Source organism: Microbacterium koreense (assembly GCF_042677105.1).
Taxonomy (GTDB): domain Bacteria; phylum Actinomycetota; class Actinomycetes; order Actinomycetales; family Microbacteriaceae; genus Microbacterium; species Microbacterium koreense.
Genome location: NZ_JBHTIM010000001.1, coordinates 2,791,707 through 2,815,429, shown reverse-complemented (window position 1 = coordinate 2,815,429; position 23,723 = coordinate 2,791,707). Strand labels below are relative to the sequence as shown.

20 protein-coding genes and 1 tRNA gene are annotated in these 23,723 nt (G+C 68.3%); 16 read left to right on the top strand and 5 right to left on the bottom strand.

The features are described 5' to 3' along the window. The first annotated feature begins 126 nt into the window (after positions 1-126). The 5 genes from ACFQZV_RS13150 to dinB all read left to right on the top strand — a co-directional run bounded on the left by ACFQZV_RS13150 (position 127) and on the right by dinB (position 4,193). Complete coding sequence (locus ACFQZV_RS13150) at positions 127-516, top strand: DUF6176 family protein (protein WP_378752411.1); 390 nt, start codon at positions 127-129, stop codon at positions 514-516. Between the two features lie 168 nt (positions 517-684). Beyond that, positions 685-1,644, top strand: a complete 960-nt coding sequence (gene pip / locus ACFQZV_RS13145; protein ID WP_378752413.1) for a prolyl aminopeptidase — start codon at positions 685-687, stop codon at positions 1,642-1,644. Positions 1,645-1,697: 53 nt separating this feature from the next. After that, entirely contained in the window at positions 1,698-2,555 is an 858-nt protein-coding gene (locus tag ACFQZV_RS13140; RefSeq protein WP_378752415.1) for a zinc-ribbon domain-containing protein, read from the top strand. Further along, positions 2,548-2,979 carry a GIY-YIG nuclease family protein gene (locus ACFQZV_RS13135; RefSeq protein WP_378783346.1) on the top strand — a complete coding sequence of 144 codons (432 nt, stop codon included), beginning with the start codon at positions 2,548-2,550 and terminating at the stop codon, positions 2,977-2,979. Before ACFQZV_RS13140 ends, ACFQZV_RS13135 begins: the two co-directional genes overlap by 8 nt. Before the next feature lie 2 nt (positions 2,980-2,981). Continuing rightward, complete coding sequence (dinB, locus tag ACFQZV_RS13130; protein ID WP_378752448.1) at positions 2,982-4,193, top strand: DNA polymerase IV; 1,212 nt, start codon at positions 2,982-2,984, stop codon at positions 4,191-4,193. A gap of 52 nt (positions 4,194-4,245) precedes the next feature. On the opposite strand, the gene ACFQZV_RS13125 is transcribed toward dinB, so the two are convergent. Continuing rightward, entirely contained in the window at positions 4,246-6,807 is a 2,562-nt protein-coding gene (locus ACFQZV_RS13125) for a LuxR C-terminal-related transcriptional regulator (RefSeq protein ID WP_378752419.1), read from the bottom strand. Positions 6,808-7,047: 240 nt separating this feature from the next. Between ACFQZV_RS13125 and ACFQZV_RS13120 the strand changes: the two genes are divergently transcribed. Further along, a complete protein-coding gene (locus tag ACFQZV_RS13120; RefSeq protein WP_378752421.1) occupies positions 7,048-7,590 on the top strand; it encodes a hypothetical protein in 543 nt (180 codons plus the stop codon). Positions 7,591-7,631: 41 nt separating this feature from the next. On the opposite strand, the gene ACFQZV_RS13115 is transcribed toward ACFQZV_RS13120, so the two are convergent. Continuing rightward, positions 7,632-7,704 (bottom strand) — tRNA-Met (locus ACFQZV_RS13115). 51 nt (positions 7,705-7,755) lie between these two features. Continuing rightward, on the bottom strand, positions 7,756-8,733 hold the full coding sequence (locus tag ACFQZV_RS13110) for a helix-turn-helix transcriptional regulator (protein ID WP_378752422.1): 978 nt from the start codon (positions 8,731-8,733) through the stop codon (positions 7,756-7,758). A 62-nt stretch (positions 8,734-8,795) separates the two neighbouring features. Between ACFQZV_RS13110 and ACFQZV_RS13105 the strand changes: the two genes are divergently transcribed. The 3 genes from ACFQZV_RS13105 to ACFQZV_RS13095 all read left to right on the top strand — a co-directional run bounded on the left by ACFQZV_RS13105 (position 8,796) and on the right by ACFQZV_RS13095 (position 11,693). Then, positions 8,796-9,824 (top strand): ATP-binding cassette domain-containing protein, encoded by a 1,029-nt coding sequence (locus tag ACFQZV_RS13105; RefSeq protein WP_378752424.1) that lies wholly within the window; start codon positions 8,796-8,798, stop codon positions 9,822-9,824. Further along, positions 9,821-10,600, top strand: a complete 780-nt coding sequence (locus ACFQZV_RS13100; RefSeq protein ID WP_378752426.1) for an ABC transporter permease — start codon at positions 9,821-9,823, stop codon at positions 10,598-10,600. The genes ACFQZV_RS13105 and ACFQZV_RS13100 overlap by 4 nt, the downstream gene beginning before the upstream one ends. 163 nt (positions 10,601-10,763) lie before the next feature. Next, positions 10,764-11,693 carry a hypothetical protein gene (locus ACFQZV_RS13095; protein WP_378752428.1) on the top strand — a complete coding sequence of 310 codons (930 nt, stop codon included), beginning with the start codon at positions 10,764-10,766 and terminating at the stop codon, positions 11,691-11,693. A gap of 43 nt (positions 11,694-11,736) precedes the next feature. Here ACFQZV_RS13095 and ACFQZV_RS13090 read toward each other — a convergent pair whose 3' ends face one another. Next, positions 11,737-12,444: a DUF1684 domain-containing protein gene (locus tag ACFQZV_RS13090; RefSeq protein WP_378752430.1), complete on the bottom strand. Its 708-nt coding sequence runs from the start codon at positions 12,442-12,444 to the stop codon at positions 11,737-11,739. A 69-nt stretch (positions 12,445-12,513) separates the two neighbouring features. Between ACFQZV_RS13090 and ACFQZV_RS13085 the strand changes: the two genes are divergently transcribed. Genes ACFQZV_RS13085 through ACFQZV_RS13065 form a run of 5 tightly spaced genes read left to right on the top strand, consistent with a single transcriptional unit; the run spans position 12,514 to position 19,660 of the window. Further along, positions 12,514-15,159 (top strand): ABC transporter substrate-binding protein, encoded by a 2,646-nt coding sequence (locus tag ACFQZV_RS13085; RefSeq protein WP_378752432.1) that lies wholly within the window; start codon positions 12,514-12,516, stop codon positions 15,157-15,159. Next, positions 15,156-16,154: an ABC transporter permease gene (locus tag ACFQZV_RS13080; protein WP_378752434.1), complete on the top strand. Its 999-nt coding sequence runs from the start codon at positions 15,156-15,158 to the stop codon at positions 16,152-16,154. Before ACFQZV_RS13085 ends, ACFQZV_RS13080 begins: the two co-directional genes overlap by 4 nt. Beyond that, positions 16,151-17,011, top strand: a complete 861-nt coding sequence (locus tag ACFQZV_RS13075; RefSeq protein ID WP_378752436.1) for an ABC transporter permease — start codon at positions 16,151-16,153, stop codon at positions 17,009-17,011. Before ACFQZV_RS13080 ends, ACFQZV_RS13075 begins: the two co-directional genes overlap by 4 nt. After that, positions 17,008-18,606 (top strand): dipeptide ABC transporter ATP-binding protein, encoded by a 1,599-nt coding sequence (locus ACFQZV_RS13070; RefSeq protein ID WP_378752438.1) that lies wholly within the window; start codon positions 17,008-17,010, stop codon positions 18,604-18,606. Before ACFQZV_RS13075 ends, ACFQZV_RS13070 begins: the two co-directional genes overlap by 4 nt. Position 18,607: 1 nt before the next feature. Then, positions 18,608-19,660: a peptidase C39 family protein gene (locus tag ACFQZV_RS13065; protein WP_378783345.1), complete on the top strand. Its 1,053-nt coding sequence runs from the start codon at positions 18,608-18,610 to the stop codon at positions 19,658-19,660. A 24-nt stretch (positions 19,661-19,684) separates the two neighbouring features. Here the strand turns inward: ACFQZV_RS13065 and ACFQZV_RS13060 are convergent, their stop codons facing one another. Then, positions 19,685-20,077 (bottom strand): YccF domain-containing protein, encoded by a 393-nt coding sequence (locus ACFQZV_RS13060; protein WP_378754044.1) that lies wholly within the window; start codon positions 20,075-20,077, stop codon positions 19,685-19,687. An 87-nt stretch (positions 20,078-20,164) separates the two neighbouring features. On the opposite strand from ACFQZV_RS13060, the gene ACFQZV_RS13055 reads away from it, so the two are divergent. Continuing rightward, positions 20,165-22,597 carry an ATP-dependent helicase gene (locus ACFQZV_RS13055; protein WP_378754046.1) on the top strand — a complete coding sequence of 811 codons (2,433 nt, stop codon included), beginning with the start codon at positions 20,165-20,167 and terminating at the stop codon, positions 22,595-22,597. A 34-nt stretch (positions 22,598-22,631) separates the two neighbouring features. Continuing rightward, a complete protein-coding gene (locus ACFQZV_RS13050; protein ID WP_378754048.1) occupies positions 22,632-23,675 on the top strand; it encodes an SseB family protein in 1,044 nt (347 codons plus the stop codon). The last annotated feature ends 48 nt before the right edge of the window (positions 23,676-23,723 follow it).

Below are 23,723 nucleotides of genomic sequence, written 5' to 3'. Positions count from 1 at the left end.
CTATGTCTTTCGTCAAGCCCGGGCGCGGGATTTGAGGTCGGGTGTGGCAGGGTGCTGAGCGTGGCTGATGATGCTGTTGCTCGTATCCCGTTTCGTCCGGTTCCTCGTGATTTCGAGGGGTTCCCGATGCCAGCGACGGTTCCGCCGGGGTTGCGCTTGGAGCTCAGTCGCTCACGCGTTGTCGAGGGCAAGGAAGGCGAGCTGACCGAGTGGATGTCGATGCTCACCGATCGCTACGACGAGTGTTTGGAGACGCTGCCGGCCGAACGTGCGGTGTTCGAGGCGACGTTCAAGCACCGCGAAGCGGATGGGTCGCTGTGGATCTATCACCTGGCGTTGACGGGTGAGGACGGGAGTGGGCTGGACGAGTCGCATCCGGTCGACGCCGCTCACGCGGCCTATAGCCGTCGGGTCAAAGAGCCGGGCTGGGACGAGCTCGAGCCGATGTTCATGCTGACCCCGGCGCATCTGCGAGACGTCATGCAGCGATGGGGCGCCTCGGGGGTTGCCGAGTAGCACTCACGCGGCGTCCCGTGTCTCGATCGCGGCGTTCTGCGACTGGTAGAGGGTGCCGTCGCTCCGATGTCCTCTACGCCATGCTCCGCGACGGCACCTTCTACCAACCTCGGAACCTTGCGGTGGCTGCGTGATTATCGGCGAGGCCCCCTCTTCTAGTATTCGTACGTGCACGATCCGATCGAACCCTACGAACACGGATGGCTCCCACGCCCTGATGGGTCACAGCTGTATTGGGAGTCATCGGGCAACCCGAGCGGCCAGGCTGCGCTCTACCTTCACGGCGGGCCGGGAGGCGGGCTCGGGCGAGGCGGCTACCGTCGCCGGTTCGACCCCGCAAGCTATCGGATCGTCGGATTGGACCAGCGCGGTTGCGGCAGGAGCACTCCTCTGGCCTGCGAAAGCCTGGGCACTCTCCACATGAACAACACCCAGACGCTCATCGCTGATCTTGAGGCCCTGCGCGAGCACCTGCGCATCGATCGATGGCTGCTCCACGGAGTTTCGTGGGGATGCACGCTGGCGCTGGCCTACGCGCTGGAGCACCCCGACAGAGTGACGAGCCTGGTTCTCACCGCGGTGACCTCCGGCAGCCGCGAAGAGATCGACTGGATCACAGAGGGCGTCGGCATGATCTTCCCCGAGGCCTGGGCGAGCTTTCGCGCTCCCGCTCGCGATAGCGAAAGGGTTGTTGAGGCCTACGCACGACTGCTGCGCGACAGTGATCCCGCCATCCGCACCGACGCCGCATCCGCCTGGGAGAAATGGGAGTCAACTCACGTCTCTCTCGACCCGAACTGGACACCCGGGCCGATGTTCGACGACGATCGAGAACGCCAGAACTTCGCCACTCTCGTCACCCACTATTGGGCCAACGACTGCTTCCTCACCGGCCCTGACCGCATCCGCGATCGCATCTCTGAGCTCGCGGACGTCCCAGGCGTACTTATCCACGGCCGCCACGACATCAGCGGCCCAGCGATCACTCCTTGGTCTCTCCACCAAGCATGGCCGAACAGCGAACTCATCATCGTCGAGAGCGAAGGGCACGGCGGAGAGCAAGAGATGGAGCTGACTGCCAACGCCATCAGCAGGTTTGCCGAGCAAACTCCGCGCGAATCTGCTTGACGAAAGACATAGGGGCACCCCCCGGTGTCGGCGGTGCCGGTTACCTTGTGGGCATGGCGGAGCGGGTGCAGGCGTGGTGGGCGCGGAGGCAGTTCTCACGCGGCCGCGACGTGCCCTATGACGTCGGCGCGTACCGGGAGGCGTGGGCGTCGTATCCGCAGCTCGTGCGGCAATACCATCCCGACCTCAACGCCGGTATCGTCCTCTCGCAGATCCCGCCCGCGGCCGACGTGCTGCTGCTCTGGCAGTGCGAGGCGGGGCACCTGTTCGTCGCGACGCCGACCGAGCAGCGCAGTCGGCCCGGTGGGGTGCGACGGCGATCGGCATGGTGCCCCGAGTGCAGTGAGCTGGCGCAGCCCCGCAGGGTCGGGGGTGCCGGCGGGCTTGCGGCATCCGTTGTCGAGTCGCGCGCGTCACGCCCGCCATCGAAGCGATCACGTCGGCTGTGCGACAAGACGCCGTCAGGTCTCGTCGTCGGCGATCCCTTTCGCAGCGTGTGCGCTCCGGACTCCACGTCGGCGGCGGAAGGGCGCCTGCGCGCCGCGCTCGCCGCGCAGCTGAGGGGACTGACTGTCGACGTCAACGCCGTGCGCGTCGGGCGCGCGTTCTTCGACCACCTCGAGGTCTGGCCCGATATCGTACTGCCCGAACTGCGGGTGGCGATCGAGTACGACACGACCGGGCGTCACGGATTGGAACACGTCGGCCCGCGCGAAGAGACGGATCGGCGCAAGGACCGGTTGCTCCGTGAAGCAGGGTGGGAAGTGGTACGACTGCGCGCCGGTGGGCTCGTTCCGCTGGGTCCCCATGATCTGCAGGTCGGGTCGGTGGGCGCGCGGACGGTGACGCGCCTCATCGAGACGTTGCGAGGCATCCGCGGGGCGCTCTTCGTGGATGCGTACCGTGCCTGATGCGTGGGAGTCGGCGCCGTGCGTGCTCTGCGGCGGGGGCACTGTCGCGGTGGCGTCTGGGCGTCGGGAGTGCGTCGTGTGCGGATGGATCGTCGGCGACAGTCCCGACGCCGAGGTCGAGCGACCGCGGGTGGAGGTCGTGTACTACCTGCGCTGGGACCGGCGGATCAAGATCGGCACGTCGTCGCGTCCGCGGCATCGCTTGGCTGCGATCTGGCACCACGAGCTCATGGCGTTCGAGCGGGGCGGGCGCACGCGGGAGCAGGAGCGCCACCGGCAGTTCGCCGACCTGCGCGAAGGAGGTGAGTGGTTTCGAGCCGACCCGGTCTTGCTCGACCACATCGCGCAGATCGCGGGGGAGGTGCCGCCGTGGGACATGTTCGCGCGGTGGACGGCGGATGCGCTTCGCGCGACGGTGAGTTGACGATGCGCGGCGAGGCGACCGTGTTGCACGCCGATCTGGACGCCTTCTACGCCTCGGTGGAGCAGCGCGATCATCCGGCGTTGCGGGGGCGTCCGGTGATCGTGGGCGGCGGGGTGGTGCTCGCGGCGAGCTATGAGGCGAAGGCGCGAGGTGTCCGCACAGCGATGAACGGCCGGCAGGCGCGTGAGGCATGTCCGGATGCCGTGGTGGTTCCGCCGCGGATGGAGGCGTACTCCGAGGCGAGCCGCGCGGTGTTCGCGATCTTTCGGGACACGACGCCCTATGTCGAGGGGCTGTCGATCGATGAGGCGTTTCTCGAGGTGGGCGGTCTGCGCCGGATCGCCGGGTCACCGGAGCAGATCGCGGCGCGGTTGCGTGCGCGTGTGCTCGCGGAGGTGGGGCTCGCGGTGTCGGTCGGGGTCGCGCGGACGAAGTTCTTGGCGAAGGTCGCGAGTGCCGTGAGCAAGCCGGATGGTCTGCTGGTGGTCGAGCCCGACGACGAGGCCGCGTTCTTACATCCGTTGCCGGTGGAGCGACTGTGGGGTGTGGGGGCGGTCACGGCGGCGAAACTGCACGCGTTGGGGATCCACACCGTGGGAGAGTTCGCCGAGCTCGAAGCGGCGACGGCGGAGCGAGTGCTCGGACGCGCAGCGGGCACGCATCTGCACGCCCTCTCGCGGCTGCGGGATCCACGTCCGGTGAGGTCAACACAACGGAGGGGGTCGATCGGTTCGCAGCGTGCGCTGGGCCGATCGCCGCGGACAGCGGATGAGCTGGACGTCATCCTCACGGAGATCGTCGATCGGCTCGGGCGTCGGTTGCGTGATCGCGATCGTGTGTGCCGGACGGTGACGCTTCGTCTGCGGTTCGCGGACTATGCGAAGGCTTCGCGATCGCGCACGCTGAGAGTGCCGACGGCCCGGACGGAAGTCGTTCGATCGGTGGCGCGCGGCCTGTTGGATGCCGCGATGCGGGAGATCACAGCTCGAGGGGTGACGCTCATCGGAGCGTCGCTGTCGAAGCTCGATCATGCGGATGCGGCGCCGACCGAGCTTGCGCTGGACGGACTGTCGTTGAACGGTGAGGACGGAACACGTCTGGACACCGTCATGGATGCCGTGCGGGACCGGTTCGGCGCCGATGCGGTCGGACGGGCCGTGCAACTCGGACGCGACGGCGGGTGGTCGGCGCCGATTCTGCCCGAGCATGAGTAGCGGCGGGCGGCGCCTCGCCGGTGCCCCGGCGCGCGGGCGGGACCACCCTGCGTCATCGGCCGAGGAGGTTGCGGAGTTCGGACCGACCTCCCACTCCCAGCTTTCGAAACGCGGAGGCGAGTTGGTTGGTGACGGTGTTGACCGACACTTCGTTGAGCTCGGCGATCTCCTTCGTTGAGTATCTGTCCGCCGCGAGCCGGACGACGCGGTGTTCTCGTTCGGTCAAGAGTGTTGAGCGATCCGATGCCGCGTTCCACAACGCCATCGTCGGGATACGCAGACGCATCTCGTCGGCGGCGAGGAGATGACGGCGGGCCGCAGTCTCAGAGAGGATCCGTCGATCCTTGATGTCCGACAGCCATAGGCGGGTGTCGGCTGCGGTGGCGGAGAGACCCAGTTCTGCCGCGTCTGAGGCGATCTGCTCCAACAGCGGCAGGTCGCCACGTGCGACGGCATCGGCGTGGCTTGCGAAAAGGCGCAGGAGCCCACCGCCTGCCAGGTCGGACGTGGACTTCAGGAGGACTGCGGCCTCGCGCGGTCTTCTGCCCATTCGCGCGACGCAATGGGCGAGCATCCCTGCGAAGTAGGTGTGCCGCGCAGTCATCAGCCACTCAGCCGTTCCGAGCAGCAGATCAGCGCTTTGATCGGTGCGACGCGCCGCTTTGGCCTGCCACGCATCGGCCCAGGCTCGCAGCATGACGACCTTGGGATCGTTCGCCGCAGCGTCGGGGATGCTGTCGAGTTCAGTGTGTGCTTCGATGCTTCGACCGCATGCGACAGCCGCCGCGGCAGCGAGCGCGTGCGCAGCGGGAAGGAGGCCGGTGCTGTCACGCCACGCGAGGTCGCAGACGGCGGCGCGTGCCGCCGAGTGGGCACGTTCGGCATCCGCCGAGAGGAACTCCAAGAACCCGAGCGCGTAGTTCCATATGCCCAACGACTCCGGCCTACTCTCCCGCGCGTACTCGATCGATTGCGTCAACCGACGCCGGGTGGCCAGTACGTCTCCGCTGTACGACAACGCCATGATCTCGGTGAGGTCGATCAGCGAATCGCCGCCCGGAACCAACGCCAGGTGCTCGGCAGGCACCTCTCGCATTCGGGGCAGGAGCACCACTGTTTCTTGCAGGGGACCGGTGATCACGCCGGAGACGCCGGCGGTGATCAGACTCGCTGCACCTTCGTGGCCGGCGCTCTCGTATCGCGTGGGGACCTCACCATGTGCGTGCCCGGCGACGGCGGCCCAGCGAAGGCTCGCGCCTTGCAGGTGGGCCGTACTCGCCTCGTCGTGCACGGTGCTCAGCGTGCGTTGAATGAGCTGGAGCGCTTCCGTTGCATCGCGGTGGCGGATGCCGAGATGCTGTGCGTGAGCGAGGGTGACCGATGTTCGTTCTGAATCGGTTCGGGCCAGCCGATGAGCATGGTGGAAGTGCCGATCGGCAGTGTCGCTCTGGTCCAGCAACGACGCGGCCAGGCCAGCGACGCGCCGAGCGACGACGGACTCCGGATCGCGGTTCAGCACCGCCGTAGCCGCACGGAGCGCAAGGTTCGCGTCGAAAGACCCGAGGGCGTGCTCTGCCAGCGCCATCATGGAGGCGATCTCGAAGTCGCAGCCATGCTCCAACGCCAGAAAGTCTGCCTGACGTCGCGCATGAGGGCGAACTTCCGCCGATGGACTCCGCAGCACGGAGATCGCACGGTGCGCTATCTCGTGACGCCGCGCCGACGAACAGCGTGCGAGGAGGTGGGGCCCGTCGAGCGGGTGCGACAGTCGCAGCCAGCCGCAGTCGCCGACCTCGACGACATCCGCATTGGCCAGCGCGTCGCGAGCTTCAGACGCGACCGAATCGGCGGGGCACTCTCCGGCCATCGCTACGAGCGTCGCGGACTCGATCGCGGTCTCGGCCAACCGGTCGTAGCGCTCGCCGAGGAGGCTGTCGAGTCTTTGCGTCAGTGCCGGGGGGCCGTGAAGCTCCCACCCGTGTGGTGTCTCGGTGAGACGACCGTCGTCCGCCGAACCCCGGACGATTTCACGTAGGTGCAGCGGATTCCCGCCTGCTGCGGCGAGAAGCTCCGCCTGGGCTCGAGGGGTGGGTCGCCCTCCCACCAGGCCCGCGAGCAGTGCGCCGGCCTCGGAATCGGACAGCTCCGGGAGGGCCGTCTCTGTGAGGTAGCCGCTGTCGTAGAGTTCGGCGATACTCTGCGGTGCCGTTCGGAGGGTGCGCGTGGCGAGGACCGCCGGCATCCGTGTCGTGGATATCAGGTGCGTCACGACATACAGCGATGCTCCGTCCAGCAGCTCCACGTTGTCGACCAGGAGAACGGTCCGCGAGCGTCGGCGTGCGAACGCATCCACGACGCTGGTCGGTGAGTCCAACTCTGCCGCGGGGATGTCCGCGACGCCAGCGAAAGCGCCCAGTGGTACCGACGATCCCGCGACGCTGCCGATGACGAGCGGCGCGTTCACTTTCGCAGTGGTCAGCGCCGCCTGCGTCTGCCGCAACGTGTGCGACTTGCCGCTGCCGCCGGTGCCGGTGAGGACGGTGGCTCCGCCGTGGGTGACCGTCTCCTCGACAAGATCGTCCACTGTGTCGTGACGCAGTACTTCTTCGTTCACGCGCGACGTGCCGCCTCCGTACTCCACGCCTTCAATGCCTGCACAGCCATATTCGCCTGACTAGTCAACTTCTCACTATGGCTCCGCTCTGGTGTCAAGCCTAGCGTTGAGGATACGTGTGGCCCCGGCCGCCCGCGAGATTCATGTTCGCCGACTCTCCGGAGTCAAGCGAGTGTGGCCGCGTCGACGCGGAGCCTTTGACCACGCAGAATCATCTCGCGCTTCGAATCAAGGAGAAGTATGACGACGTTTCACCTGAGGCTGGCGGGCCTCGCCACCGCGACACTGCTCCTGGCCGGCTGCGCATCTGATGCCGATGTCGCCGGCCCGTCTGAGGTCGATCAGGAGCCGCCCGTCAGCACAGAAGGGAACGCGCCCGAGGATGACGAGCCTGTCGAATCGCGCGGCGCCGTCCGGGTGAATGAGGCCACCACGTATTCGATCACCGAACTCCGGCGTTGCGAGCCGCTCGACGACGAAATGATCGAGCGGGAACTGGAACTCCAAGGCTTCGGAGAACACGACGGGGAGCGCGTTCAAATCGACGTTTATCTCCAAACGCTCGCCGGCGCTCCGCAAAACCATGTCTCATGGGCGGGCCCCGAAGGCGTGTTCGGCAGTGATCCGCTGGATGGTGGCCGCGGTGACGCGCGGGTCACCTGGGGGCCTGATGACGCAAGCGTGCTTGGTTCCGCCACGATGTTCGATGCGCTTGCAGGCGAAGAGCGGATCATGCTCGATTTCGACCTGGAAGTACCTGCTGACACTGTGGCGTGTCGCTGAGCGTTCTGAATGGATGGGCCGGAGTCGACCGCTCATCCTCGACGCGACGGCGGGAGTCGAACCCGCAACGCACTCGGATATGAGCCGGTGCCCGGGACCGCCCGGATCGCCGCGATGTCTTCGACCGTACCTGGCGGCGCCGACATCCGCAGGGTGTATGTCGATCTATGAAGCGGATCGGTCGTCGAGGGCGCGCAGCATCCGATCGAGACATTCGCGTAGGGCGCTGCGGGCGGGCTCGGCGAGGTCCGTGGTGTAGGTGACGCCTTCGGGAATCCATGACAGGCCGTACATGGTCTCGCGGAAGTCGGCGCCGCCGACCGGCCAGCGAGTGCGGGCGGCGCCCTCGGCCGTGGCGCCCTGCGACCACTGGCCGAACGCCGCGCGCATCTCGTCGAGCGGCATGTCGATGACAGCGTCGGCTTCGACGGGCTGACGCACCCAGGATCGTGCGACGTGGATGAACTCGTCGATTTCGTCGGATGTGAGCGGATGCGGCTCGAAGAGCACGCGCGTGTGTTGCACGTCGGTGAGCCGGTCGACGCGGAACGTGCGCCAGTCGTCTTTGTCGAGGTCACGGCACAGCAGATACCAATGCCGATCCGCGGGGGCGAGCGCATGCGGTTCGACCCGTCGCTTCGTGACCTGGCCGGTGGCTGAGGTATAGCTGAAGCGCACGCGCTCGTGGTCACGGCAGGCGAGCGCGAGGTCGCCCAGCACATCGGTCGAGACGGGCTCTCCGGTGTCGGGCCCCGTGGGCTGTACCGAGTCGGCGAGCGCGACGACGCGCCGCCGCAGCGCGGCAGGCAGCACCTGCTCGAGTTTCGCGAGCGCGGTGATCGTCGTTTCCGCGCCCGCCACGAGACGCTGGGATGCCGCGATCCGCAGTCCGATCGCCATCGCCACCGCTTCATCGTCGGTGAGGAGGAGAGGGGGAACGGCGCGGCCTGCTTCGAGGCGGTACCCACCCGTGATTCCCGCCGACGACTCGATGCGGTAGCCCAGATCGCGGAGCCTCTCGACATCGCGTCGTATGGTTCGCTCGGTCACGCCCAGCCGTTGCGCCAGTTCGGCGCCTCCCCAATGCCGGTGGGTCTGCAGGAGATTCAGGAGCGTGAGCGCGCGCGTCGTCGTGTCGGACATGAGGCGATTCTGCTCGCAATTGCGGACAGGATCAGACCGCGGAGCGTTCTATCGTCCTCGTCATGACGAATCCACCGATCATCGAGGCGCGGGGCCTGACCAAGCGCTTCACGGCAAAAGGAAAGACGGTCGAGGCCGTCACCGATCTCACCTTCGACGCCACTGCCGGCGAGCTCGTGGCCTTTCTCGGCCCGAACGGCGCCGGAAAATCCACGAGTCTGCGCATGTTGACGACGCTCATCCCACCCTCGTCGGGCAGCGCGCGAGTCGTCGGGTACGACATTCGCCGCCACCCCGCTGACGTGCGCGCCCGCATCGGTTACGTCGGACAGCTCACGAGCGGCAGTTTCGCCCAGCGCGTGCGGGACGAGTTGCTCAGCCAGGGCGCGTTCTACGGCATGACATCCACGGCTACCCGGGTGCGTGCCGACGAACTCATCCAGTCGCTCGATCTCGCGCCGTTCGCCGCCCGCGCCGTGCAGCAGCTGTCTGGAGGGCAGAAGCGCCGGCTCGACATCGCCCTGGGACTCATGCACGCGCCGCCTCTGTTGTTCCTCGATGAGCCGTCGACCGGGCTCGACCCGCAGAGCCGTGCAAATCTGTGGCAGCACATCCTGCACCTGCGGGAGCAGCACGGCACGACGGTGTTCCTGACGACCCACTACCTCGAAGAAGCCGATCGCTACGCGGAACGAGTCATGGTGATGGATCGGGGTGTCGTCATCGCCGATGACACGGCAGCGCGGCTGAAAGCCGACCTCGCCGGTGATGTGGTGAGCCTGGGGTTCGCCACCGAGACCGATGCCGAGGCGGCGGTCGCCGTCCTCGGTCAGATCACCGATCGTGAGGTGACGCGCTCGGGTGCGACGCTCTCCGTGTCGGCCCCCAACGGCGACGCACTCCTGCCCGAAGCGGTGAGGCGAGCGGACGCCGTGGGTCTTCGTGTCGTGCGGGCAACCGGCGTTCCGCCCACGCTCGACGATGTCTTCTTGGCGCTCACGGGGCGCACCCTCCGAGGAGCGGGTGAGGCCGGTGAAGGGGGCCCCACCGACCACGCGGATCAGCACCAACCGACAGGAGCGACACGATGACTACGACCGCACCCGTACGCCGCGGCGGACCCGCACGCGACACCTGGCACGTCCTCACGCGCGAACTGCGACCGGTTCTGCGCGACCCGTTCACCCTCATCTTCAGCCTGTTGCAGCCGTTGGTCTTCTTGGGGCTGTTCGCTCCTCTGCTGGTCGGCGCGTCGGGGGCACCGGTCGCCGACACGCTCCAGTGGTTCGTGCCGGGGGTGCTCGTCATGATCGTTCTGTTCGGAACCGGAGCGGTGGGCTCCAACCTGCAGTACGAGATGATGACGGGATCTCATGAGCGCACCCTGGTCGCTCCGTTGCGCCGCTCATCGTTGCTCATCGGTCGTGCGCTCAAGGAGGTCGCGCCGATCGTCGTCCAGGCGATCGCGATCGTGCTCATCGCCTGGCCGTTCGGATTTGCGCCGAACCTGCCCGGTCTCGTCGCCGGACTCGCCCTTCTCGCCGTCTTCGGAGTCGGCCTCGGCTCACTGTCGTACTCGCTCGCGCTGGCGACGAAGGACCGCGAGTGGCTCTTCTGGGGTGTGCAGCAGACGCTCATCTTCCCGCTTCTCATCCTCTCGGGCATGCTCCTGCCCCTCGATGACGGACCGGCGTGGATGCGGGCGGTGGCCGCGGTGAATCCCATCAACTGGGTCGTCCAGGCCGAGCGTGCCCTCTTCGCGGGAGCCTTCACCGATCTGACGGTCTTGTGGGGATGGCTTGCCGCTCTCGCCGTGGCCGTCGTCGGTCTGGCGGTGGGCATCCGCGCGATGCGCCGCAGCAGCTGACCCGCGTCGCTCCGGGGTGCACCTGCGGAACTCCACGGATTCGGCGTCGACAACGGCTGAACGGCCCGCTGCGCGGACTGCTGCGACAGAATCCGTGGAGTTCCGCAGGTCGCGGGAAAGTACTCGGTCCAAGCGCACACCGTCGGAGCAATATGCTCGGGTCATGACGACGGCGACACGGCAGGGCATCCTGGCCGTCGTCGTCGCTGTGGGGCTCGCGATCGTCGGGGTGAGTGTGGCCGTCGCGATGGGCGATGCGCGTGAGGCATTCGCCGGATCGACCGCCGCCACGCCGTGGGCGGCTCGGGTGCTGCTGGCCCTCGCGCTCGCGTGGGTGCTGATCGGAATGCTCGCGGCCCGCACGCGGCTCGTGCGACGCCCGGGTGCTGCCGCCGCCCGCGCGAGTTGGATCGCCTCCACCAGGCCGTGGCGGGCACGTGAGTCGACCCTCGGGATGCTGACGTTCGACCGGGTGCTCCTGCTGGTCGTGCCCGGGGGTCTGCTCGTCGCGACACGGGCGGTCCAGACCTCGTTCCTCTCGTGGACTCATCTGGCGATCGTGCTCGTCGCGTGGGCGGCGTTCCTCGCGGTCGCGCGCGTGCTGATCGGGCGCGCGTCGCCGTACCCGTTCGTGGCTGCGGTCGGGGGAGCGGTGGTGCTCCGCTGCATCCTGTCGTTGGTCGTGATGTCGTTCGCCGACCCCGCCGCCGCGCTCGCCGCGCTGTGGGCGACGCCCGTCGTGCGGGTGGTCTACATCGCGGCCGCGTTCACGCTGTTCGTGTGGGTCTTCGTCGCCGCGGGCTGGGCGGTCGGTGCCCATCTCGGCGCTCGGCGCGCGGTGGGCGTCGTCATCGCGGCGATGGGTGCGGGATTGGCGCTGCCGGCCACGATCGTCGCCGCGATCGGGGTGGATCGCGTGGTGGGTGGCGGGGTCGACGAGGTCGGACTGCTGTCGTGGGTGTTGGCCCGCGCGTTCGGTGTCATGGATGCCCTCGACCTGCCGGGTGCGGCTCCCTGGTATGCCGTCGGATTGGGCATCGCGCTGGTGATCGTGGGACTGGTCCTTGTGCGCGTCTCGCCTCGCGTGCGCTGAGCACGCCGCGAGAGGGCGAACCGCCGGAGGTCGGTCGGCGGGGTCACACGGCGAGGAGCTCTCCCACCCGCACGGGCGTGTTCCAGCGGTTGCCCGCCGGCGGGAAGACGCAGAGGTAGTGGTCTGAGAACGCACAGGGCGGCAGGAATGCGCGGTTGAGGTCGACCGTCACCGTGCCGTCCTCGGCGGGCGCATCGAGCTGCAGGAAGCGGAAGCGGTAGCTGTCGGTGCCGCTGGTCGCGTCCGAGAAGGCCGCGAACAGCCCGCGCTCCGTGGACTGGACGTCGAGGGAGAGATCGACGTCGCCGAATCGGAACGACACCACGCCGACGAACTCGGCGACATCGTGATGGCCGTCGACGGCGGTGGAGGTGGCCGAGTGCGCAGCGGCCTCGAAGTGGCCGGTGACCCGGGCCTCGGGATCGTGCGGCGCACGCACGATGGATGACACGCCTCGACGTGCGGATGCCGCGGGGTCGAGTACGCGGACGGCGACCGCGTCGCCGCGGCGCATTCCGCGCAGGAGGAGGTCGCCGGATGCCGCCTCTTCGCCGACCGCGAGACGGATGTCGCGTCCATCGAGATCGCCGATGGCCGATGTCCCGTCGGTGCGCCAGCGCCCCGGAAGGCCCGGCGCGGTGCGGAACTCGTCGTCGAGCCACTGCGTGAGTGCGAGGCTCGCGATTCCGTGGCGGGACCATACCGCCTGGTCGCGGGCCGCGTTCCAGTCGTTCTGCGTCGCGTACGGCATGGATGCTCCGATTCGTCCGGGAAACATATCGTTACCCCATTGAAACACGAGAATGAATAGCATCCCCCTATGGCTAACGTCGACGACACCGAGATCGATGCGCTGACGCGCTCGCTCGACGTGCATTCGATGCGCATTCTCGTGGCCATCGACCACGAGGGATCGATCAGCGCGGCCGCTCGCGCGCTCGGTTTCAGCCAGCCGACGATCACCCAGCACGTGCAACGACTCGAGGCCCGGTTGGGGGCGACACTCGTCAACAGGACGTCGCGCTCAGCCCGTCTGACTCCGATCGGCGCCCTCCTGGCGCGTCACGCGCCGCGCATCGACGCGACTCTCACCGCCGCGGCCACCGATCTCGCCCAGATGCTCGGGCGTCGAGCGGGCACCGTGCGATTCGCGGCACCCATCGGCACGGTCGCCCATGTCGTCGCCCCGGTCATGGCACGCGTCGTCGCCGAGATCGACGGCGTCGAGACCGCGTACCTCGAGACCCTCGACGCCGCCGACGCCATCGAGCACGTCTTCAGCGGGCGTGCCGAGATCGCGCTCACGACCAGTGACGCGCCCTCGGGCGGACGACGCTCGATTCCCCGACGCGACGGCGTGCGGTCGCAGTTCCTCTTCGCCGAAGAGATCGTCGCCGTGACCTCCGCGAACATCGAGCCCGAGGCTGGCCGCATCGACCCCCGCGACGTCGCCGACCAGCCTTGGCTCGTCGGCATCGGAACGGCGAGCGACGCGGTCGCGGCATCCGTCGAGCGCGCCGTGCACGAACGCGACACCGCCGTCAGCCGACCCGACGCCGCACTCGAACTCGCCATCCACGGCGTCGGCACGGCATTCATCGCCGAGAGTGACCTCGCCGGGTGCACGCTCCCACCCGGCGTCCGGGCCTTCGGGCTCACCCCGGCCTTCACCCGCCGCACGACGGCGACGACCCTCATCGAGGCGTCCTCCATTCCCGCAGTCGCCACCGCGCTGCGCTTCCTCGCCGCGCATCGACCGACCCCGGCCGAGATCGAGGCGATCGTCGAGGTGCGTCGGCGCAGCGCCGGCCACCGCTCCCGATTCCCGATCGCTGCACCCATCTCAGAGGAGAGTTCCGCCATGCCCCTCCCGTCCCCGACCCGCCTGGTGCAGGCGGGCGCCGTCGCCGCCGCGAGCGCGATGCTGCTCGCCGCGTGCTCCAGCCCCGCCCCGCAAGCCTCTGTCGGCCCTGACTCCGGATCCGAGATCGACCACATCACCGTGGCGATGCCCGGTTCGCTCTCGAGTCTCTATGTCGGACAGGAATCCGGCATCCTCAACTACTACATCGCCGCGATCGCGCAGGAAGGTCTCGTCTCGATCGACGCGCAGGGTGCGCTGCAGCCGGGCCTCGCATCGTCGTGGGAGCAGACCGACGATGTGACCTACGTCTACGAGATCCGCGACGACGCCGTGTTCCACGACGGCACGCCGGTGACCGCCGACGATGTCGTCTACAGCCTCGAGATGGCACGCGACGAAACCGCCTCGCCCGGACTGGTCTACTACCTCACCAACGTCGACACCATCGAGAAGACCGGCGACTCCGAAGTGACGATCACCCTCACCGAACCTGATGCCGCGTTCGCGGCGAACATGAGCACCGGCGGCGCCGCGTTCATCACCTCGCAGGAGAACTGGGAGGCCAACGACGGACGCATCGGCACACCCGACACGCTCCTCGTCGGTTCGGGACCGTACAAGGTCACGGAGTTCTCGCCTGACTCGCACGTCACCTTCGAACGCGTCGACACGTGGTGGGGGGAGACCCCCAAGGTCGAGGAGATCACGGTCGAGTTCGTGCCCGACGAATCCACCCGCCTCCTGGCCGCCCAGTCCGGCGAGGTAGACGTGGCCTTCAACGTCCCGCTCGCCCAGTCGGCGCAGTGGGAAGGACTGGACACGATGCGTGTGGACTACGTCAACGACCTCTCGTACGTCGGCCTCTACTTCAACACCAGCATCGCGCCGTTCGACGACCCGAAGGTGCGGGAGGCGTTCGCTCACGCCGTTGACCGCGACGCGTATGTCGAGCGCCTGCTGCGCGGGCACGGCGAGGCGGCCACTGCCATCATGACCCCCGAGTCGCTCGGCAGCGTCTACGACGCCGATGAGGCGCGCGAGATGCTCGCCTCGATCCCGCAGTGGGAGTACGACCTCGACGCGGCCCAGGCCGCCCTCGACGCATCGAGCGTGCCGGACGGATTCGAAGCCGAACTGCTCACGCCGAACACCGGGCCGCAGCTCGGCACCGCCGCACAGGCACTCGCGCAGAACCTCGCCGAAATCGGCATCACGCTCAACGTGCGCGAGGTCCCGATCGAGGAGTGGCTGGCAAGCCTGGACGCCTCGTCGGACTACGGGGTGAATCTCATGTGGTACTTCTCGACCCTCGGCGACCCCGCCGAGGTGCCGAGCTACCTGCTCGGCGCGGGCAACCCCGCCGCGTACGACAATCCCGAGGCGATGGATCTGCTCTCACGTGCCGGCGCCGAGTCGGACCCGTCCGCCCGCATCGACCTGATCGTCGAAGCCGAGACGCTGCAGGCACAGGACGTCGTCAACGTGCCGCTGTGGTGGGGCCAGTCCGCGACCGCGTTCGCGAACGACCTCGGCATGAACGACTACAGCTCGTTCGCCTTCATCTCGTCGTGGCCCACGCAGCTGTATCGCGCAGGCCAGTGACGCAGACCACCGCGCTTCGCGTACGCGCATCGCGGGCACGCTCCCTCGGGGGCCTGCTCGCGGTGCGCGTGCTCGGCGCACTCGCCGTCCTCCTGGTGCTCTCGGTGCTGATCTTCTCGCTCATGTACCTCGCACCCGGCGACATCGTGAAGAACCTGCTCGGAAACCGACCCACCTCACCCGAGGCGGTCGCCGCGATCCGAGAGCAGTACAACCTCGACGACCCCGCGTGGATGCAGTACCTCAAGTGGTTGGGTGCCTTCGTCACGGGTGACCTCGGGCAGTCGATCCGACTGCAGGTGCCGGTGGCGGATGCGATCGCCTCACGCGTGGGCATCACGATGCTGCTGTGCGGACTCGCCTTCATCATCGCCCTCGTCGTGGCCATCCCCCTCGGTGTGCACAGTGCCGTCCGCGCCGGTGGTTGGACCGATCGCACCGGCAACGTCCTCGCCGTCGTCGGGCTCAGCGCCCCGACGTTCGCGATCGGACTGCTGCTGCTGTACGTCTTCGCCTACTATCTGCGGATCTTCCCGGTCTACGGAGCAGGCGACGGCGGTCTGGACACGCTGTGGCATCTCATCCTCCCCGCGGTCACGCTGGCCCTCGGTCTCGGAGCGATCATCGTCAAGCTCACCCGCACCGCGATGCTGCGGGAACTCGAGACCGACTACGTCACCTCCGCGCGTGCCCGCGGCATCCGAGAATCGCAGGTGCGTCGCATCGCGCTGCGCAACGCGGCCATCCCGATCGTCACCGGTGCCAGCCTGGTGCTCACTTTCCTCGTCGGCGGCACCGTGCTCGCCGAGACGACCTATGCTCTGCCCGGCCTCGGCACGCTGCTGCAGGACTCGGTGCTCTTCAAAGACATCGCCGTGGTGCAGTCGCTCACACTCTTGGTCGCCGTCGTCATCGCCGTGATCGCGCTGCTCGCCGACCTCGCCTATCTGATGCTCGACCCGCGGATCCGCCGCAGTGGGGGGCGTGTGGCATGACCGCCGCGGTCCAACTCATGACCACCCCGCGTCGTCGCCGTCGTCGCCGCCCGCCGGTGGTCGTCGCCCTCGCCTTCGTGATCCTCGCGCTCGCGCTCATCGCCGTGCTGTTCGGCGGGTGGCTGTATCCCGACGCGATGCGCCAGGACATCCTCTCGGGGCTGCTGCCCCCCGGCACGCCCGGCTACCCGCTCGGCACCGACGAACTCGGCCGTGACGTGTGGGCGATGACCATCGCGGGGGCCGCGTCCGCCCTCGTCGGACCGGTGATCGTCGCGATCGGCTCCATGGTGCTCGGGGTCGTCCTCGGAACGCTCGCGGGATACGAGCGCGGGTGGCTCGACATGGTGATCAGCCGGTGGACCGACCTCCTCCTGGCGTTGCCGGTGCTGCTTGCAGCGATCGTCGTCTCGGGTGTGCTCGGCGGAGGGTATTGGGTCACCGTGGCGCTGCTCATCTTGCTGTTCTCGCCGTCGGACATCCGTATCGTGCGCGCGGGTGTACTGGAGCAGTCGGCGCGCCCGTACATCGAGGCGGCGCGGATGCTGTCGCTCTCGCGGTGGCGCGTGATGTTCCGCCACATCCTGCCGAACGTGTCGACGCTCGTGCTCACCAACATGATGCTCAACGTCGCGTTCGCGCTCGTGGCGTTCTCGTCGCTGTCGTTCCTCGGCGTCGGCGTACCTCCGGGTATCGCCGATTGGGGGCGGCAGCTCACCGACAATCGCGCGATCATGTTCGACAATCCGCTCGCGGTCGTCGTGCCCGCGCTTCTCATCATTCTGGTCGCGGCATCGGTCAACCTCGTCGGTGACTGGGTGGGGCAGCGGATGTCGCAAGTGGGGAAGGCGCTATGACCTCTGCAGCGGTGACTTCAGCATCGAAACACCCGGTGACGATCGATGGGCTGACGGTGATCGGCCATGACGGACCGATGGTGCAGCCCCTGGACGCCGTCATCGAACCGGGCGCCACGCTCGCGATCATCGGTGAATCGGGATCGGGCAAGACGCTCACGGCCAAATCGCTCGTCGGTCTCCTGCCGCGCGGGTTCCGCGCGGAGGGGACGGTCACGATCGACGGACGCTCGATTCCGCTCGGCAGCGCCCAGCAGGCGTGGCGCTCGGCGCGGGGGAGGGCGGTGACACTACTTCTGCAGGACCCGTTCACGAGCCTGTCGCCCGTCCACCGATGCGGCGATCAGATCGCGTGGACCCTCGAAGCCGCCGCGGGCACACGCCTCTCCGGTGCGGAGCGCACCTCGCAGGTCGAGGCGCGCCTGGCCGAGGTGAAGCTTCCCGCACGCGTCGCGCGGGCCTACCCCCATCAGCTCTCCGGCGGGATGCGGCAGCGGGTCGCGATCGCGGCGGCTCTCGCCGCCGACCCGGCACTGCTGATCGCCGACGAGCCGACCACGGCCCTGGACGCGTCGAATCAGGCCGAGATCCTCGACCTGCTCCGGGCCGTGCAGGCGTCGCGAGACCTGTGCGTGGTGCTCATCTCCCACGACCTCAGCCTCGTACGCGGTCGCACCGACGACGTGCTCGTGATGCGCGCGGGTGAGGTGGTCGAACGCGGCACCACCGCAGCGGTGCTGTCGGACCCCCAGCATCCGTACACGCGAGCCCTGCTCGAAGCCGACCCCGCGCGCGCCGCGGCACACGCGGGGCCCTCGGTCGACGATCGCGTGGCCCCCCTCGTGCGGGCATCGGGGATCGTCAAGCGGTTCGGTGAGCGTCTCGTGCTCGACGAGGTCGCGCTGCAGATCCGCCCCGGCGAGATCTGCGGAGTCGTCGGCGAATCGGGGTCGGGCAAGTCGACGTTCGCGCGGTGCATCGCGGGCCTCGAAACCGAAGACGCCGGACTCATCTCGTTCGAGGGGGTCCCGCTCGAACCCGGTCGACGCTCGCGCACGCCGGATCAAATGCAGATCGTGTTTCAGGACCCGTACTCGTCGCTCAATCCGATGATGACGATCGGCGCGATTCTGCGCGAGGCGCTCGGGGTCGCCCGTCGCCCGAAGAGTGACGTCTCGGTGCTGCTCGAGCTCGTCGGGCTTCCTGCCGAATTCGCGAGCAAGCGTCCTGCGGAACTCTCGGGAGGCCAGCGGCAGCGCGTCGCCATCGCCCGTGCCCTCGCGCCGGAACCGCGACTGCTGATCTGCGACGAGTCGGTGTCGGCCCTGGACGTATCGGTCCAGGCGCAGATCCTGGAACTCCTGTTGCGACTGCGCGACGAGCTCGGCATCGCGATCCTGTTCATCTCACACGATCTTGCGGTCGTGCGGTTGCTCGCCGACACCGTCACGGTGCTGTGGGACGGCCGGGTCGTCGAGTCCGGCGACTGCGCGCAGGTGCTCACCGCCCCGACCCACGAATACACCGCCATGCTCGTCGCCGCAGCGAAGCGCGACACCGAAGCCGCCACGCAACCCGTGGCCCGAGAGGACTGACATGCCCGCATCCCTCCTCGTCACCGACGAGACACCCGCCGCGCTTGCCGCCGAGATCGAGCGTGCCGGAGCCGGCGCGGAGCGGGTCGCTCGGTGGCGGACGCCGCGCGAGGGCTACCGCCCGATCGCCACGGCCGCCCGCGACGCCGACGGCGCCGTGATCGCCGCCGTGCTGACGAGCGCGCGCCCGGCGACGGCGGCCACGAAGATCGTCGACCTGTGGTGGCGGGATGCCGCGGCCGCCGACGCCCTGCTCGCCGGCGTCGTCGAGACGGCGCGCGAACGGGGCGACGTGGCGGTGAAGTGGCAGGATGCCGACGACGAGCTCGCGCACGCGCACGGTTTCGCGCCGCTGCGCGCACCGTGGGCCGCGGTGGGGACCGAGTCGACGCGCGGGGCCGTGCGGTGGCTCGAAACATCCGACCACGACGAGCCCGGGTATTACGCACAGACGACCCTCTTCACGTGTGGCGCCGTCGCAGGTCTCATCGCCACCGAGCGCCACATCGACGGATTCACCGGCAGTGCCGACGACCGTGATCGCGAACTCGCCCTGTGGCGCAACGCCAGCAACTACCCCGCGTGCGAGCCCGTGGGCCTCGCCGTCGCGCTGAACGACGCGGTCTCTGCGGCTGTCGTCGAGGTCGCGCTCGACCTTGCCGGGCCGGCTCTGCTCGAAGACTTCACCGGTTTCGACTACGACTTCCGGGCAGAGCTGCAGCAGGACTCCCTGCGGCAGGCCGGGGAGCGGGGAGTGCCCGTGCGGCGCGATCGCGTCGAGGTCGAAGAGATCGTGCGCCGCGTCGCCGCGGGTGAGCGTGCACTGCTGCTGATCGATGAAGCGCCCATGCACGGCGAGGTCGGCCCCCACTGGGTGACCGCCCACGCCGTCGTCGGCGATTGCGTCGTGATCGAAGACCCCTGGATCAACGTCGACGCGGGGGAGACGTGGGTCGACACCCACGAGTTGCCGGTGCCTCCCGCCGACCTCGACCGTCTCGTGCGGTGGGGTGAAACAGGCTATCGCGGTGTGATCTTCATCGACGTGCGCTGAGCGGGCGACGCCCGGGTCGAAGCGTCAGCGCGCGAATGCGCCGCCGCGTGTGGAGACGATCTCTTTGCCGAGGGGCATCAACGAGATCGGCACCATCTTGAAATCGGCGATCGCCATGGGGATGCCGATGATCGTGATGCACAACGCGATTCCCGACACGATGTGACCGAGCGCGAGCCACCATCCGGCGAGCACCACCCACAGCACGTTGCCGAGGAACGAGCCGACCCCCGCGGTCGGCCGTGCGACGATCGTGCGCCCGAACGGCCAGAACACGAAGTTCGCCGTGCGGAACGAGGCGATCGCCCACGGGATCGTGATGATCGGGATGCACAGAAGCAGGCCCGCGACGAGATAGCCGACGGCGAGCCAGAAGCCGGCGAAAACAAGCCAGATGATGTTGAGGATCACGCGCACACCCCCATTGTGCTCTGTGCCCCTGACATCCGCCTGACGGTGCCGCCCGGGTCGCATGTCGGCGGGCGCACGTAGAATCGACGAGCCATGTCAGACGCCTCTTCACCCCTCATCGTCGGCGGTGACCGGGGCCCGGAGGGCTCCGGCATCCGTCCTGACGAAGACCTCCTCGCCGGGCTCAATCCGCAGCAGCGCGAGGCGGTGACCTATCGCGGGCAGGCTCTGCTCATCGTCGCCGGCGCGGGGTCGGGCAAGACCAGCGTGCTCACCCGGCGGATCGCTTCGCTCTTGCGTGGGCGGGAGGCATGGCCCAGTCAGATCCTCGCGATCACGTTCACGAACAAGGCGGCCGGCGAGATGCGCGAGCGCGTCGGCCAGCTCATCGGCGACCGCGCGCAGGGCATGTGGATCTCGACCTTCCACTCGGCGTGCGTGCGCATCCTGCGGCGCGAGGCCGAGCAGTTCGGTTTCACGAAGGCGTTCACGATCTACGATTCGGGCGACTCCCGCGCGCTCATCAAACGCCTCGTGAAAGAACACGAAGCCGATGCGTTCGGCCTCACCCCTGCGGCCGTGCAGAGTCGCATCTCCAAGCTCAAGAACGAACTGGCCGATGCAGAGTCCTATGCGCGGTCGGCGAACATGAGTGATCCGGCCGAGCGCATCTTCGTCGAACTGTTCTCGGACTATCAGCGCGAACTCCAGCGCGCCAACGCCTTCGACTTCGACGACCTCATCGGCCAGGTCGTCTACCTCTTCCGGGCCTTCCCGCACGTCGCCGACATTTACCGGCGGCGATTCCGGCACATCCTCGTCGACGAGTACCAGGACACCAACCACGCACAGTACGCACTCATCCATGAACTGACTCGCCCCGTCGGCGAGGGCGGCTCGGGGTTCGAGTCGAACGGCATGATGATCTTCGATGCACCGTCGGCCGCGGCGGAGGATGCGGCATCCCTCACGGTCGTCGGCGACTCCGACCAGTCCATCTACGCTTTCCGTGGCGCCGACATCCGCAACATCAGCGAATTCGAGCGCGACTTCCCCGGGGCGAAGGTGGTGCTGCTCGAGCAGAACTACCGCTCGACGCAGAACATCCTCACCGCCGCGAACGCCGTCATCAGCAACAACTTCGACCGCAAGGACAAGAAGCTGTGGACCGACGTCGGCGCGGGCGAGAAGATCGTCGGCTTCACCGGGTACTCGCAGCATGACGAAGCGCAGTTCGTCGCCGACGAGGTCGAAGCGCTGCGCAAGGCAGGTGTCGACTACTCGCAGATGGCGGTGTTCTACCGCACCAACTCGCAGTCGCGGGCGCTCGAGGAGATCTTCATCCGCGCGGCTTTGCCTTACAAGATCATGGGCGGCACGAAATTCTACGAGCGTGCAGAGATCAAGGACGCACTCGCGTACCTCATCGCCGTCGCGAACCCCGCCGACGAGATGGCGGTCCGCCGCATCCTGAACAAGCCCCGGCGCGGCATCGGTGACGTCACCGCAACCGCGATCGCACGATACGCCGCCAACGAGGGCATCACGTTCCGCGATGCGCTGGCCAACGCGTCGGCCCTCGGCGTCGGGCCGAAGATCCAAGCCGCGATCGCCCGGCTCGACGCGGTTCTCGCCGAAGCCTCCGAACTCATGCTGCCGGCGTCGGGCGAGCTGGCGCCGGCCACCGCGGTCGCCGAGGGACTGCAGCTGCTGCTCTCGCAGAGCGGCTACCTCGACGCCCTGCGCGCGAGCCGCGACCCGCAAGACGAAGCGCGGGTCGAGAACCTCGACGAGCTCGTTGCAGTGACCCGCGAGTTCGCACGCAACAACCCCGAGGGCACGCTCATCGACTTTCTCGGAGAGGTCGCACTCGTCGCCGATGCCGACGATCTCGACGATGAAGCCGGCACGGTTTCACTCATGACGATGCACACAGCGAAGGGGCTTGAATACGACGCGGTCTTCGTCACCGGCGTCGAAGAAGACCTGATCCCGCACCGGATCTCGGCGGGCGAACCCGGCGGTCCTCAGGAAGAGCGCCGTCTCTTCTACGTCGGCGTGACGCGGGCGCGCAAGCGGCTGTACCTCTCGCTCGCGATGACGCGCGCCCAGTTCGGCGAGGTGACCGTCGCGATGCCCAGCCGATTCCTGCAGGAGATCCCGGCCGATCTCATCGATTGGCGCCAATCGCCGGGTGATGTCAACTCGCGCGGTCGCGCGCAACGCGCGGTCGGCGCGCGGCGCCCCGGCTCGACCGGAGGCGGCCGGTACGGCGACGACCTCGTTCCTCTGGCACGCCGCGAACCGAAGAACCTCGACCGCTTCGCGAACCGTGTCACCGCCCGTGTGCGCGACAACGGTGACCTCGAACTCACCGCAGGTGACCGCATCCGACACGATGACTTCGGTGAGGGGCGGGTCGACATGGTGACCGGTGAAGGCGCCAAGCGCGTTGCGCACGTGAAGTTCGACTCCGCCGGGGCGAAGAAGCTCCTCATCAAGGTGGCACCCATCCAAAAGCTCTGAGGGGTCGCTCGACTCGCCCCGTTAGGCTCGGAGGATGGCACTCTTCTCGCGTCGCCCGAAGAACTCCGACGACGAACCGTCGCGCCCCGACCGCGATGAGGTGACGGATGCCGCATCCGCGGACGGCGCGTCGGCCGACGTCGCCGAGCCCGATGCGACGGCCGATCCCGCGGCATCCGTCGGCATTTCGATGTCGTCGTACCGGGGTCTCGGAGCCGCCGGATCCGCGGAGAAGCCGGCGGCCGCGCCGCCAGCGCCCGCGGTCCGCGGCGAGGAATCCGTATCCGCCTCAGCCGAGACGATGCCCGGCCTGCGCGACAACATCCTGCTGCGTGAATCACTGAAGCGGATGCCCGACCAGCCGCAGCCGCAGGACCTGCTCGAGTTGGCACGGCAGCTGCTGCAGGGGCACCTGTACCTGCGGGTCAAGGGCGATGCCCGTGCGCTCATCGCCGAGGGCAAGGGGCTGCCGCTCGCGGTGGCCACGATGGGGGACAAGAAGTACGCGCTGGCCTACTCCAGCGGCGCGGCGCTGACGGCGAGTGTGCGTGCGGACGGTGACGCCGACACCTCAGCGGTCGCGCAGTCGACGATGTCTGTGCTGCGCCACGTCCTCGCCGGCGATACCGAAGGGCTCGTGCTCGATCCCGCCTCCGCGCCGGCGCGGGCCGTCATCCCCCGGGCTCTGATCGAACGGATGCTGCAATCCGCCGATGAGAACCTCGCGATCAAGACGGTGCTCGCCGCCCCGCGGACCGAAGCCACCGCCGCCGCTGTTGTGGATGCGCTCACCCGGGCGCCGATGTGGGTGGCCGTCAACCGTGCCGACGAGAACTCGCCGTTCGGCGTCGCCCAGGGACGGGCGGAGGACGGCTCGCGCTACCTCGAAGTGTTCTCGCACCCGCTCGAAGTCGCCGCGATGCGCCGAGAGGACCGGTCGGCGCCGATCACGGCGGCTCAGCTCGCCGCCACCCTGGCCGGCGACGAAGGCCTTACTGGCGTCCTCGTGGATCCGCGCGGCCCGTGGATCCGGCTCTCGCGCGGCGAGCTCGCCCCGGTCCTCGCGCTGGGGGAGTGACCACAGCCACACCCCCCGGGAGGTGGGTGGAACGACCGGGGGACTGTC

Bases quoted from the DNA above. Each gene is read 5' to 3' on its own strand.
- ACFQZV_RS13070 (WP_378752438.1), top strand. From the start codon at position 17,008: ATGACCTCTGCAGCGGTGACTTCAGCATCGAAACACCCGGTGACGATC.
- ACFQZV_RS13100 (WP_378752426.1), top strand. From the start codon at position 9,821: ATGACTACGACCGCACCCGTACGCCGCGGCGGACCCGCACGCGACACC.
- ACFQZV_RS13055 (WP_378754046.1), top strand. From the start codon at position 20,165: ATGTCAGACGCCTCTTCACCCCTCATCGTCGGCGGTGACCGGGGCCCG.
- ACFQZV_RS13140 (WP_378752415.1), top strand. From the start codon at position 1,698: ATGGCGGAGCGGGTGCAGGCGTGGTGGGCGCGGAGGCAGTTCTCACGC.
- dinB (WP_378752448.1), top strand. From the start codon at position 2,982: ATGCGCGGCGAGGCGACCGTGTTGCACGCCGATCTGGACGCCTTCTAC.
- ACFQZV_RS13085 (WP_378752432.1), top strand. From the start codon at position 12,514: ATGGCTAACGTCGACGACACCGAGATCGATGCGCTGACGCGCTCGCTC.
- ACFQZV_RS13105 (WP_378752424.1), top strand. From the start codon at position 8,796: ATGACGAATCCACCGATCATCGAGGCGCGGGGCCTGACCAAGCGCTTC.
- ACFQZV_RS13050 (WP_378754048.1), top strand. From the start codon at position 22,632: ATGGCACTCTTCTCGCGTCGCCCGAAGAACTCCGACGACGAACCGTCG.
- ACFQZV_RS13065 (WP_378783345.1), top strand. From the start codon at position 18,608: ATGCCCGCATCCCTCCTCGTCACCGACGAGACACCCGCCGCGCTTGCC.
- ACFQZV_RS13150 (WP_378752411.1), top strand. From the start codon at position 127: ATGCCAGCGACGGTTCCGCCGGGGTTGCGCTTGGAGCTCAGTCGCTCA.
- ACFQZV_RS13095 (WP_378752428.1), top strand. From the start codon at position 10,764: ATGACGACGGCGACACGGCAGGGCATCCTGGCCGTCGTCGTCGCTGTG.
- ACFQZV_RS13110 (WP_378752422.1), bottom strand. From the start codon at position 8,733: ATGTCCGACACGACGACGCGCGCGCTCACGCTCCTGAATCTCCTGCAG.
- ACFQZV_RS13075 (WP_378752436.1), top strand. From the start codon at position 16,151: ATGACCGCCGCGGTCCAACTCATGACCACCCCGCGTCGTCGCCGTCGT.
- ACFQZV_RS13120 (WP_378752421.1), top strand. From the start codon at position 7,048: ATGACGACGTTTCACCTGAGGCTGGCGGGCCTCGCCACCGCGACACTG.
- ACFQZV_RS13090 (WP_378752430.1), bottom strand. From the start codon at position 12,444: ATGCCGTACGCGACGCAGAACGACTGGAACGCGGCCCGCGACCAGGCG.